This is a genomic window from Moellerella wisconsensis ATCC 35017, assembly GCF_001294465.1.
Classification (GTDB): domain Bacteria; phylum Pseudomonadota; class Gammaproteobacteria; order Enterobacterales; family Enterobacteriaceae; genus Moellerella; species Moellerella wisconsensis.
On record NZ_LGAA01000022.1, the window covers coordinates 16,830 to 29,929 of the forward strand.

Annotated in this window: 13 protein-coding genes and 1 tRNA gene; 6 read left to right on the top strand and 8 right to left on the bottom strand. The window is 37.4% G+C overall.

The window, feature by feature from the left end; all coding sequences use genetic code 11:
• Positions 1-94: 94 nt before the first annotated feature.
• Both M992_RS11070 and M992_RS11075 read right to left on the bottom strand, forming a co-directional pair.
• Positions 95-412 (bottom strand): AzlD domain-containing protein, encoded by a 318-nt coding sequence (locus M992_RS11070; RefSeq protein WP_053908661.1) that lies wholly within the window; start codon positions 410-412, stop codon positions 95-97.
• 4 nt (positions 413-416) lie between these two features.
• On the bottom strand, positions 417-1,073 hold the full coding sequence (locus tag M992_RS11075; RefSeq protein ID WP_053908662.1) for an AzlC family ABC transporter permease: 657 nt from the start codon (positions 1,071-1,073) through the stop codon (positions 417-419).
• Positions 1,074-1,151: 78 nt separating this feature from the next.
• On the opposite strand from M992_RS11075, the gene M992_RS11080 reads away from it, so the two are divergent.
• Both M992_RS11080 and M992_RS11085 read left to right on the top strand, forming a co-directional pair.
• The gene (locus tag M992_RS11080; RefSeq protein WP_053908663.1) at positions 1,152-1,709 is read left to right on the top strand and encodes an XRE family transcriptional regulator; all 558 of its coding nucleotides are present in this window, start codon (positions 1,152-1,154) and stop codon (positions 1,707-1,709) included.
• A 116-nt stretch (positions 1,710-1,825) separates the two neighbouring features.
• The gene (locus tag M992_RS11085) at positions 1,826-2,005 is read left to right on the top strand and encodes a DUF2526 family protein (RefSeq protein WP_053908664.1); all 180 of its coding nucleotides are present in this window, start codon (positions 1,826-1,828) and stop codon (positions 2,003-2,005) included.
• A 368-nt stretch (positions 2,006-2,373) separates the two neighbouring features.
• Here the strand turns inward: M992_RS11085 and M992_RS11090 are convergent.
• From M992_RS11090 to M992_RS11100, 3 genes are all read right to left on the bottom strand, one after another.
• A tRNA-Gly gene (locus M992_RS11090) sits at positions 2,374-2,448 on the bottom strand.
• Positions 2,449-2,645: 197 nt separating this feature from the next.
• Positions 2,646-3,212: a class I SAM-dependent methyltransferase gene (locus M992_RS11095; RefSeq protein ID WP_053908665.1), complete on the bottom strand. Its 567-nt coding sequence runs from the start codon at positions 3,210-3,212 to the stop codon at positions 2,646-2,648.
• 96 nt (positions 3,213-3,308) lie between these two features.
• Complete coding sequence (locus M992_RS11100; protein ID WP_053908666.1) at positions 3,309-3,509, bottom strand: hypothetical protein; 201 nt, start codon at positions 3,507-3,509, stop codon at positions 3,309-3,311.
• Positions 3,510-3,967: 458 nt separating this feature from the next.
• Between M992_RS11100 and M992_RS11105 the strand changes: the two genes are divergently transcribed.
• Positions 3,968-4,426 carry a GNAT family N-acetyltransferase gene (locus tag M992_RS11105; protein ID WP_053908667.1) on the top strand — a complete coding sequence of 153 codons (459 nt, stop codon included), beginning with the start codon at positions 3,968-3,970 and terminating at the stop codon, positions 4,424-4,426.
• 110 nt (positions 4,427-4,536) lie between these two features.
• On the opposite strand, the gene M992_RS11110 is transcribed toward M992_RS11105, so the two are convergent.
• The 3 genes from M992_RS11110 to dalD all read right to left on the bottom strand — a co-directional run bounded on the left by M992_RS11110 (position 4,537) and on the right by dalD (position 9,124).
• Positions 4,537-5,817 (bottom strand): MFS transporter, encoded by a 1,281-nt coding sequence (locus M992_RS11110; protein WP_053908668.1) that lies wholly within the window; start codon positions 5,815-5,817, stop codon positions 4,537-4,539.
• Positions 5,818-6,225: 408 nt separating this feature from the next.
• Entirely contained in the window at positions 6,226-7,695 is a 1,470-nt protein-coding gene (gene xylB / locus M992_RS11115; RefSeq protein WP_053908669.1) for a xylulokinase, read from the bottom strand.
• 10 nt (positions 7,696-7,705) lie between these two features.
• Positions 7,706-9,124, bottom strand: a complete 1,419-nt coding sequence (dalD, locus tag M992_RS11120; RefSeq protein ID WP_053908670.1) for a D-arabinitol 4-dehydrogenase — start codon at positions 9,122-9,124, stop codon at positions 7,706-7,708.
• Positions 9,125-9,301: 177 nt separating this feature from the next.
• Here dalD and M992_RS11125 point away from each other — a divergent pair, with 177 nt between their 5' ends.
• From M992_RS11125 to M992_RS11135, 3 genes are all read left to right on the top strand, one after another.
• Positions 9,302-10,255 (top strand): sugar-binding transcriptional regulator, encoded by a 954-nt coding sequence (locus M992_RS11125; RefSeq protein ID WP_053908671.1) that lies wholly within the window; start codon positions 9,302-9,304, stop codon positions 10,253-10,255.
• A 373-nt stretch (positions 10,256-10,628) separates the two neighbouring features.
• Positions 10,629-11,867 carry an ArsB/NhaD family transporter gene (locus M992_RS11130; protein WP_053908672.1) on the top strand — a complete coding sequence of 413 codons (1,239 nt, stop codon included), beginning with the start codon at positions 10,629-10,631 and terminating at the stop codon, positions 11,865-11,867.
• A gap of 278 nt (positions 11,868-12,145) precedes the next feature.
• On the top strand, positions 12,146-12,697 hold the full coding sequence (locus tag M992_RS11135) for a YfbU family protein (protein ID WP_053908673.1): 552 nt from the start codon (positions 12,146-12,148) through the stop codon (positions 12,695-12,697).
• Positions 12,698-13,100: the final 403 nt, after the last annotated feature.

The following is a 13,100-nucleotide window of genomic DNA, read 5'->3' on the forward strand; positions in this document are numbered from 1 at the left end:
GTTAAATATTGTATATGTCCTACTTTAGCCTGTGCATCTGTGCAGGCTTTTTTTTACTTCGAATATCGAAGTAATAGTAATTAACAATCTAGGTTTAAAATAAGATACGTAATAACGCCGTTACTATTGAAGCCGATAACACAATCACAATAAATGGTTTTTGATACCAGGTTAAAATACCCGCCACGATCACCCCAATAATTTTAGCCCCATCAGAGAATTGAGTACCTTCAAATAGCGTAGATGTCATCGCGACAGAGAATAAAATAATAATAGCTGCTGCTGAAAAAAGAGTTTTACTGTATTCAGATAAAATAATCCGCCCTTGTAATAACGCTCCCGAAGCCCGCATTAAATAAGTTGCCAGCGCTAATAAAAGAATTCCCGCCAGCATTAACCAAGAATTAGGCATTGTATTATCTCCGAACATAGAGCAATAAGCTCAATAATGAAACCAGAACAGGTATCCCCGCAGGTAAATATGGGGTTAAAATGACAGCCAAAATCGCACCAATAATCGCCGCGGCTCTTAAACGTTTATCCTTTAAAGCGGGTAAACACAGCGCCAAAATAATTGCTGGGAACATCGCATCCATACCAAACATTCGAGTGTCATGAATAAATGTTCCTAAAACTTCACCAATAATCACGCCGGCTGGCCAACACAGCATAATTCCTAGGCCGCATAGCCAAAAGGCGGCTTTTTTGTCTGCCTCTGTCTGTTGTGCCAATCCAAAAATGACACTTTCATCATTCATAATATGGTAGCCCAAATAAGCCTTTGCGCCTTTTCCGGTCAAATTACCCACGGCAAAACTAAAAGGAATATGCCGAGAATTAACTAGGATCCCTGCTAATGCCGCGGAGATAGGACTACCGCCCGTAAAAACAATACCGATAAATAAAAATTCTGAGGCGCCCGCCAAAACTAAAATGGATAAGGTTAATGGAACCCACCCATCAAATCCTTGAGAATGTGCTAGCGCCCCATAAGAAACACCCACAATCAAATCTGCCAAGCATACCAGCGCAATATTTTTAACCGTGTTATGATTTAAAGCTATTGTGAACATAATTTTCGTTCTATATATTAAACATTCGTTCATTATGTTGTTATAATTTTATAAAAGCAAGTCAGGAAGGATTGTAAATTGAGCATCTCATCTCCCCCGATTGCATTAATTTCACAGGCGCTAGTACGAGAAAGAAAGAAAAGTGGTTTATCATTATCAGAAGTATCCCGTAGGGCGGGTATCGGTAAATCAACACTTTCTCAATTAGAATCGGGCACTGGTAACCCCAGCATTGAAACACTGTGGGCAATTTGTATTGCATTAGATATCCCTTTTGCCAAGCTCATTGAACCGGAAAAACAAGAAATAACAATTATCCGCCACGGTGAAGGCACAATGGTCAGCGCTGAACATGCTAACTATCTGGTCTATTTATTATCATCCTCACCTGCGAATGCCAGAAGAGACATCTATACCGTTATTGCCCAGCCCGGTAGAGATAGAATCTCTGAGCCCCACATGCAAGGCGTTAAAGAGCATATTATCTTAATGACTGGACAAGCTTTAGTCGGTCCCTTAGATAATCAAACCGAGTTATTTCCTGGCGATTATATTTGTTATTCCGCCGAACAGCCTCATATCATGAAAGCTTTAGTGCCTGATACCATGGCTATTATGATCATTGAAAAAAGCTAATTAACGAGTAAAAATGGCGATTAGTTTAAGAAGATTATTAATAAGGGCAGGAGCAGCAATCAATTAATAACTGATACTATGATAAACAATGTACGTCTATATTTTGAGGGTATTTAATGAACTACTACGATGAAATTAAAAATAGTGTGGATGCTCGGCTCAAAGAAAATTCAATTACTGAAATGAATATCTTATTAACTCAACTTTCACATGATCAAAAATTGACGCAAGAACAACGCTTTGAACAACAACAGCGTTTAAGAGAAGCTATATTTACTCATCATGAAACCAAATAGTCTAAAACGTAAACATCCGATATCTAAATGACAAAAAACGATTAAAACAACTAAGCTGGATTATCACTATTCAGCTTGGTCAAGCAACCTGTCAGAATGCTATTAACACGAGATTAATTGGTTACTTACTGAATAACTGAACTGACCATTTTCACGTTTAAACTTCGATACATTATATTCGAACCTATACATTCGCAGCTATACCTACGCAGCGATATAATAACCTCATAGCTGTGCTTTAGGATATGGATAAAAAAGTAGGTAAATCAAAATATTATGTTGTCTATAATCAATTTCATACAACAACAATTAAATAAGAATTAATGCGAATGGGATAATCAATAAAACGAGGGATAACATAAAATGATTGGAGCGGCCAGTGGGAATCGAACCCACATCATCAGCTTGGAAGGCTGAGGTAATAGCCATTATACGATGGCCGCGTCATTGGTGTTGATCATAGCGCTATCATCAGTAAGTGTAAATAGCATAACACTATTTTTTTATCTTGTATCGTATCTCGCTGTATCAAATAACGGCTAATTAAACCTTATGATAGCAATAAATAAAAAGCCAGGCCAATAGCAAGAGGATATGCCCTGTGGAACAGAACATTCCACTAGCATGTACTATTCGCGTACTAGATTTTATCTTTTGGCTGGCAGATATACACCCATGCGGGAGGAACATTGCGGTATACTCTTACTTTGCTAAACGAGAAGTAGCGGCTTAGCATGTTTTCACAGCCTTTGGTATATTGAAATAAAATAAATCGCCCTGCACTACTCGCAACTCTTTGATTTACTTGTTTCAATATTTTCAATCCACAACGTTTACTGAGTGAGCGAAACGGGATCCCTGATAAAATAATATCGTAATTATCGGCCAAATACTCTGCGGAAGTATGTTTGACACTCATTCTTGAATCACTAACTTTATTCAAAATAGAAACAAAATTTTCATCAATTTCATAGGCATCTAATAAAGAATGTTCTCCCATACATTCCAATATTTGTTTGGTTAAAACACCATCTCCAGCACCTATTTCAGCAATATTTAAATCTTGCTGCCAATTAATTGGTTTTAGCATCGCATCACACAACCAACGAGAAGAAGGCATAATTGTTCCCATACTTTTTGGCTGCGTAATAAACTTTTTCATGTATAAAAAATAACTACTAAATGGAGAATACGACAGTAAATCCATGCTTATCTCCTTATTATTATGTTTTTAATTTCGCTTCCATTACGACACATTTCGCATCCCAGATACGAAATTAAATTCAGATAAAAATCCAAGCCACTAAATACAGATACCGCATTGATTACAATAGCTCAATTTATTCATTAATCGTGAATTACAATGGCAACATTTAGCACTATCACGCTCGAATTTATTCGTCGTATAACCATAACGACTAGCCATTTTTCCATGCTGTTGAGGATCACTTAATTGCTGATATTTATCTGCTTTACGCCCAAACATCATGCTTAAAAAACCCATAATAATAACCTCACTAGCTGCCTGAATTCGAATAACAGTAAACTATAGAGTTACCTTCACACTCAATAGTAACAGCCATTTATTACAGAACATTACATAATCAAACAAATAAACCAAAAATAATAAAATTACATAATAAATCGAGTAAATTAGAATTAAATTAATTCATAATTTTCTCATATTTTTGAAATTACTAGAATATAACCAGACATAATGGCATGAAATTTAGCTTAAGTTAATTCAAATACATTGAAAGTAACCTACTCTACAGATTACTTTTTAGATCTTAATTACATAGCTATACCTGCAAAGCATCACTAACATAACTTAAATATTATCTATAAATTAGCCAGTGGATCCTATAAAAAAATAAAAAGTGTCCCTTATTTAGTACCACAATACGGAGTAACATCTTCTCCATTGAATAATAAATTACTATTTTATTGGAAAATAAACCTATGCAGATTGATAAAAAAACCATTACTATCGAATTAATTCAGCCCGATGAATATCAACAATGGTTACCTCTTTGGCAGAGCTACCAACAGTTCTATCAAGTTACACTCTCTGAATTAACCACTAAAATAACTTGGCAACGTTTTTTTGATACTAATGAGCCGGTATATTGTGCAGTAGCTAAAATAGGAAATGAATTAATTGGCTTTACACACTTTGTTTTTCATCGCTCAACTTGGGCAGAAAAAAATTTTTGTTATTTAGAAGATTTATTTGTTGTACCCAATATTCGAGGAAAACAAGTCGGTAAACAATTAATTGATTATGTCAAGCGGCAAGCATTAGATCAACAATGTGCACGGTTATATTGGCATACCCAAGAAACTAATAGTACCGCACAAAAACTTTATGATTGGGTCGCAGAAAAACCCGGTGTAATTGAATATAGAATGGCACTATAAATAAGCAATTATTATCTAAATATAATAATGTTTTAATAATTAATCATCCCCATCTCAATTTAATGAAATGGGGATGACATTTGTAAGAAAAATAGTTTTTAGCAATCAAGCTAATTATCTGCCAATATAGGAGCTACTGTTTTAACCCGTTTATTATTCACAAATCCAGGTTGAGGTACTTTAATAAAGAAGGTTAATATACCGGCAAAGATATATAGTAAAGTGTATGCCCATACTACTCCTTCAATATCAAAGAACGGTAAAACTAAACTGGCAATCGCAGGCGCAGCAAAGTTACTCAATCCAGCCGATAAATTATAAATCGAAACAGCAGCACCTTTGTGATGAGGTTCAATCGATGGGAAAACTGCCGTCATTGGCACAAATGCTGCGACAAAAACACCTAATAAAATCGCTGGAATCAATGCGATAGCAAAATTGTGACCATAATGCAGTGGTAAGTAATAAAATAATAAACTGGAAACGGCCATACCTAAACAACCGAACCATCTTACCTGACGGATCCAACCAATATGTTCACCTACAATTCCCCAGAATATATTGGTGAAAATAGTAGTAAAAAAGAATACTGCCCAAATTTGCAGCCACTCAGAAATTGTAAATCCTAAACGGTCAACAAATAACAATGGCATAATAATCGCAAATCCGAATAAAGAAATGGTATTAATTATTCGTATAATCGAGGCCATAAAAATATTGCGATTAGTAAATAAAATCGTAATCGCTCGTGAAAGTTCGGTTAATTTTTCTTCAAGTGGTAAATTAACTTTTGAGCGATCAACGGGTATATTTCTCAGGCTAAAATAAGCAATCATTCCACCAACAGCTACCCAGCCAATTGCCATCCATAGCGTTCCTATTTCACCTAAAGCAGGAATAGTTAAACTCGGTAAATAACTGCCGATAACACCGATACCGACAGAATACATGGCCCAGAACCATCCTGTAGCAGCGGCTAAATGATTTCGTGGAATAACTTGTACCAGCATCATCATAAATGAATAAATAAATAATGGATAAGCCAGTCCACGAATACCATAGAATAATAGCATTAAAGTATAATTATGCATGCCTAGGCCAAAAGCCATAAATAAAGTATGCATGACTATCCATAATAAAAAACCAATTAACATTGCTTTTTGCGGTGTAATAATCTCAGCAACAACACCTGATGCCCATGCTGCTATTGCTGCTGCGAGGCCATATACAGTAAATACCATCGCTGATTGGGTTGGTGTAAAACCAATATCCGTAATATGTTTAGATAAAAAAGCCATTTCAAATCCATCGCCACTCATAAAAATAGCTATTGCGATGAATCCCCAAAATAAGTTTTTAGGTAAACCTAACCAATACTGCTTTTCTGTCATAGCAGTGTTCCTCATTATTTGTAGTAAAAGTACAAGGTAAGATTAAATAATTATTTGTTTTGTAATCGGTAATTTTTAATATTCTAAATTAGCTAGGGGTAGGTTAAGGTTAAATAACTGCCCCGATTTTTATTTTTAACCGGTATTGTTGATAAACTATGCGGCACCTTATTTTGCTCAACCGATGTAGCAGTATGTGCAAATTCATTATTTAGTGTCAATTAGCGTTAAAATATTTGTGACCGAGGTCTGAGAATGCAACAAAAAACCTCATGCCCATCACAAATAATTAACCTTATTAAGTACGAGAAATTCGTATATCTAATAAGAAAAATAACGATAAAAAATATCAATATGAGCGATATAGTGAATAGGCCACACTTTTATTCATCGATATCGCCCTCGTTATTATTCTGGCAACAATTTCCGAGCCTCTACCTGTTGCTTATATAGCAAACGAAATAGTGCTAAACGTTGCTGTAAATAAGCTTGATTCGCCTCTTGTGGCTGATATGAATTACTGATAGGTGGTTTTTTGCAAACTTGTTTTTCATCACCACCGACCGCTAGCCATGCGAGCCTGGCCGCACCTAATGCCCCAGAAGAGCTGGCTGGATGCGTAACAATAGGAATGTTAACAATATCTGCAATTAATTGGGCCCAAATCGGGCTACGCGCACCGCCACCGGTTAAACTACACTGCTTAATATTCGTTTCACTGTTGGATAAGACAGCCATTCCATCGGCCAACGCAAACGCAACACCTTCAATTACCGAATATCCCATCAATGCACGGTTCGTTTCATGTCTTAAAGCAAAAAACGATCCCATCGCATAAGCATCATTATGTGGAGTTCTTTCCCCAGATAAATACGGCAAGAAAACCGGTGCTCGCTGTTTATCTTGCTGCGATAATTCGGCAATTTCTTCCATTAACTGATTTTCTGTGATCGACAGTAAATTGCACAGCCAACGCAAACAACTAGCAGCGCTTAACATTACGCTCATTTGATGCCAACGATGCGGTAGAGCATGAGCAAAGGCATGCACTCCACGTTCAGGCGCTGTCTGTAAGCGATTATTAACCACAAAAATAACGCCAGAAGTACCGAGCGAAATAAAAGCATCATCTTGATTTATCGCCCCTACACCGACGGCAGACGCAGCATTATCCCCCCCACCTCCAGCGATAATTACCTCGGCACTTAATCCCCATTGAGACGCTAACTCTGCATTTAAGCAGGTACTTTTTTCACTGCCTTCGACTAATCGAGGCATCTGTTCACGAGTTAATTGTGTCGCTGCTAATAATTCATCAGACCAATCACGCTTAGCCACATCCAACCATAAGGTGCCGGATGAATCAGACATATCGCTGATATATTCCCCACTCATTTTCCAGCGCAGATAATCTTTAGGTAATAATACTTTGGCTATTTGATTGAATATTTCCGGCTCATGCTGTGCCACCCAGCGTAATTTAGGCGCTGTAAACCCTGGCATAATAAGATTGCCGCTAATCGTTAAAAACTCCGGATGATGAGCTAGCAACCATTCACATTCTGCAGCACTGCGTGTGTCATTCCATAAAATACAATTTCTGAGAACCTTTCCTTGACTATCTAATAATACTGCACCGTGCATTTGCCCCGATAAGCCAATCGATTTAATCCCAGCCCATGCCTCTGGCGCACTTTGCCTTAATGCTGCAACCACCGAATGTGTAGCATCCCACCATGCATTAGGCGCTTGTTCTGCCCATTGCGGTTTAGGACGCTGAACCGTCAAGGTGACATGGCTAGATGCTACTATTTCACCTTGATTATCAATAATTAGCGCTTTTAGCTCCGAGGTTCCAATATCAATTCCGAGATACATGTTTGCCTCTCTATAAACAGTTTTTTGGCAAATTATTTTGGCGTAAATTACTGTCTGGTGTCGTTATCCAAGCCTCAATATTAGCCACGGTTTGTTGCATCAATTGATAAAAATCCGTTGATAGAGCTAATTCACCAAATAACGTTTTATCTGCAACGAAAGTAGCTAAATCGCCTTCATGATTCAAAAATGACTGATAATGTAACTGATTCATTACCCCATCCTGATACTCATAAGGGATCTTTTTCTCCGCCCAATAGCGTAAGAAAACAAAGAATAATGCGGGTAAGACAGCCGTTGCTACGGGAATATCACCCTGCGCGTAACGCTCAATAAGTGTCGGAGTAATAAACCCAGGAATTTTTGATAAGCCATCCGCAGCAACACGTTGATTAGTATCTTTAATATACGGATTACCAAACCGTTCTAATACTACATCACGGTAAGCCGCTAAATCTAATGGGCTTGGCGATAGCGCCGGGATGACATCTTGAGTAACATAATTCCAAGCCATCTGACGAATAGGCTCTTTATGTGTACTTTCATCAATATAGTTCAGTCCGGTTAATGTTCCCGCCCAAGCAATACAGCTATGGCTGGCATTTAAAATACGGATTTTCGCCTCTTCCCACGGCAATACCGAACTGACCATTTCGACTCCAACCTGCTCTAGTTTAGGCCGTCCATTAATGAAATCATCTTCAATAACCCATTGAATAAACGATTCTCCCATCACTGGTACTTGATCATCCCAGCCGGTGTGCTGTTTGACACGTTCAGCAATATCAGCGGTTGGACGAGGAGTAATCCGATCAACCATCGTATTCGGTGACACAGTTTGTGTTTTTACCCACTCATACAGGGCATTATCCCCTTTGGCCTGTAAGAAAGAGAGAAACCCATGGCGAAAACGTTCACCATTGTGCCGCAAATTATCACAATTCAATAATGTAATAGGCTCACCCTCATTCTGTGAACGCGCTCGTAAAATGAGGCTCAGAGCACCATAAATTGTACGGCTGGCGCCCGCTAAATCTGCTTGAATATCGGCCTGTTGAAGATCCAATTCATGCTGTGGCGTCAAATAGTACCCCCCCTCGGTAACAGTAAATGATAGAACCCGAGTTTGTGGCTGACAACCCTGCACAATTAATGCACTAAGATTTTCATCCCACGGAAGGATTTTCTTGATTGACGTAATTTTTTCATAATGACGTTCGCCTTCAGGTGACACGGTTTCTAGCGTATATTCACCGTGCTGAGCAGCTAATTTTTCTAATAACTCATTGGCATCATTACGAATATTTCCCAGCGCGATCGACCAACTATCATCACCTTGAGCGATTAATCGATGCAAATACCAAGCTTGATGAGCGCGATGAAAAGAACCTGCACCAATGTGCATCCAAACAGAATGTTGCTGCGGCATAATGCCTCCTAAGAACCAATTAAACATTTGACCTTTAAAGGGGCATCTGCCCGTTTGTTATAGTTTAGTTAGGTTTATGCTATAAATACTGCGAAGCTTCTCACAAAATAAACATTTGCCCTTTCAAATAGCATCTGCTCACAAATACAATAAGCTCAAATAATTGGGGAATGGCTAATGCAAAAAGAAGAAAAAAAACAGGAACAGGCGGCGCGGGCAGCTTGGATGTACTATGTAGCAGGAAAAACACAGCAAGAGATAGCCCATGAGCTCGGATTATCTCGTCAAGTAGCGCAAAGACTGATTTCTATGGCAAATGAACAAGGAATGGTCAATGTCAAAATAACCCATCCTATTAGTGAATGTTTACAATTAGCTCAGCAATTACAACAAAAATATCAATTACAACTGTGTCAAATCGTTCCTTCAGGACAATTAGATAACCATGCAGTAAATAACATGATTGCTGTCGCTGGTGCTGAAGTCATGACTCAGTGTGTTGATCACGCAGAATCCACCATTATCGGCGTAGGATCGGGTAAAACTTTACGCTCAGTAATTGATGCTTTGCCCCGTTTAAATTATCCCGCACATCAATGTGTTTCGTTAATAGGAGCCATTGCCAGAGACAGCTCAGCAACACGCTATGATGTCCCTTTATGGTTAGCTGAAAAATTACAATGTAAACACTTTATTTTGCCTGCTCCATTATATGCCGATAGCTTGATCGATAAACAAATGTGGTGCCAACATCGCGTTTATCAAGATGTAACCACCAAAGCATTACATGCGGATGTGACATTTATTGGGATTGGTGAAGTTAATTTAGGCTGTCCTTTAAACTCAGAAGGATTTATTACTGATGAACAAGTCGAAAAAATAAAAAAACAAGGCGCAGTTGCCGAATTACTCGGGCACTTTATTTGTGCGGATGGTAAACGATGTCAAACCGAATTAGACGAAACATTAACCAGCATTCCATTAATGAAAAATACCTCTCGCTCTATTATTGCATTTGCTGGTGGTGATAATAAATACTTAGCCATCAAAGCCGCATTAACTGGACGATGGATAACAGGTTTAGTGACTGATGAACATACCGTAAGAAAATTATTAGCAGATAAAAACTAATTTTTATTCATAGATTCTGTATTAGTGTCACTATTTTCTAGATCCCAATTAGCTCATGATAAGAATTAATTGGGATAATATTCAATCCTGTCATGACGACTAAAATTGGTAATCATTTAAACTTAATATGCTTGTCTAACATTAACTTGATTCATCCATGACTCAACGTTACAGTAACGTTGGATTAGTCGATATATCCCAATTATTGATAAAAATAGCCCAGTCTATTAATAGGGGACTGTTAGCCTTGAGTTAACAATTTTATTTATTAACCCACTATATTTCACTTTATTATTTACGGCTCATGTAATTCATCTATTTATGAGCTGAACTTTATGCTTATTACTAACAGACTACTTTAGATAATCATTTTATGGAAATTACTATACTTGTTTTTTTAGTCGTCTATATCGCGATGGGATTTGGCAAACTCCCCGGCTTTAAAGTCGATCGTACGGGCGCAGCTGTCATTGGTGCATTAGCCATGATGGCCGCAGGCAGTATAACCGCGCAACAATCTTGGGCAGCTATCGACTATCGCACTATTGGTATGTTATTTGGCTTAATGGTAGTTTCCGCCTCTTTTGTGGTTTCTGGCTTTTACGACTGGACAGCTCACCGAGTCGCGAACCTTAAAGTCAGTGCACCGATACTATTGGCAGTATTGATTGCTGTGGGTGGCCTATTATCTGCACTCTTGACAAACGATGTGGTGGTAGTTGCAATGACACCGCTGTTGGTCTCTATCACTTTGTCACGCGGGCTAAATCCTATTCCTTTTTTACTCGGCTTTTGCTTTGCTGCAAATAATGGTGCAGCCGGTTCGCTCATTGGTAGTCCGCAAAATATGATTGCAGCGCAGGGATTAGACTTATCATTTGTCGGGCTATTACAAGTTTCAGCCCTTCCTGCATTAGTCTCATTACCGATTATTTGGGCTGTATTAAGTATTATTTATCGTAAGCGCTGGTATTTATCTTCAGCCGACAGCGCATTACCAAGCCTCAATAATCAAGAAAAAACACCGTTAAATCTCTGGGAAACGAGTAAAGCAGGTATTATAACCGCTATTGTCATTGTCGCATTCGTGGTCAGTGATATTCCCCGCGAATTAATTGCACTTACTGCCGCTGGATTTTTATTGCTTAATCGCTCAATTGCCTCTAGTGATATGTTAAAATTAGTTGATGGTAATTTATTATTACTTATCATGGGCTTATTTGTTGTTAATGCTGCATTTTCTGCAACTGGTCTTCCTCAATCGCTGCTAAATGACCTCCACCATGCTGGAGTAGATCTTAATAATCCTTTAATATTATTCTTTACTACTGGCGTACTCAGTAGCATCGTAGGGAATAATCCGGCAGTTATGTTATTGGTGCCCTTTTTAGCGCCAGATGGGAATGCAGAAGCGCTTGGTGCAGCACTGGTGCTTGGCTCCGGGTTTTCCAGTAATTTATTTGTCTTTGGCAGTTTAGCGGGGATCATTGTGGTCGAACAAGCCGCTGTTTATGGGGTCAAAATTTCCTTTATGGAATTTGCTAAATCGGGTGGAATTGTCGCCGTAATCTGTATGGCAATGGCTGCTGGATGGATAATATTCACTGGCTAGTCAATCAAATTTAAGTTATTTATTAATTTTCACAAGTTATAAATATTAATTCTCTATCAAACTTTTACCAAGACAAACGCGAAAGTTAGCCTATAAAATAACGGCTTTGAAAATAGTGTTATTAGATTAATCAATTGCTAAAACTCTACGGAGAACTGCCTAATAACGCTAATTTTTGACTAGCGTAGAAAAAGAGTACACTAAGCAATACAGCGTAATAATAGCAATTGAACGGTAATTAGCTATTAGATGTAATCAAGTTAAAAAATGAGGTAAAAATGAAGCTAACGCCGATAGAAAAACTACAATTACTCATGCTATGTGACATCTATAAGCAATCAAATATTCAAGGCAACTTTAATCCGCAACTTATTGAAGATGCTATTCGTTCAGGTAATAGTTGGGTGATTGAAGAAAACTATGCCTCATTAATCAATCAACCTGATATTGATGACAATAAAGTTGCCTTAGTTTTTCAAATATTAGCCATGTATCGAACTATAAAATCTAGCTATGACAAATTGTCAGAGGCAGATAAACAGCGATTAAGTGAAAAACTACAACCTTTTGGTCGAGAGAAGGATCTACAATTTTGTGGTTTTGATGCTAACTTAGAAGCTGATTATTTTAGCATTGCTAATATGCTCAAAAAAAGCAAACGATTCATCGAAATAACTGGCTTAGATAGCGATTCACATACTTTAATGTTACCTACTTACCAAAAGATGTTAACTGTCTATACTCCTTTATTTAATACTCGTCATATGGCAGAAAAACTCAGTGTGGATGATTTAATTCGTATTTTCTCCATTCGTTATGAAAGCCATTAGCGCCTGAATTCTCTGCCCTATTCCAAGTTACTGGTAACTATCTTTCTAGTAACTTGGTTGATTAAATAATATAACTAATCACTACTATTATATTAAAAAATATAAAATACTCCTTAGTGTAAAATTAGTAATTTTATTATTTACCTTTAATAGAATGTAATTAAAAAATTAAACTCATTGTTTAAAAATAAACAATAAATATTAAATTATTCTAAGAAATACAGTTATTGAAATATTTATTCAAACATTTCATATAAAACACTCTTCATATAATTAAAACAAGAAAACAATATTTAACATAAAAATCAATAGGCTATTCAGTTTTACACTTTGAAAATTGGAGTTTTCAATAAATTAACCAATCGATCATATTACAATGATCATATAAAGATACATGCACTTG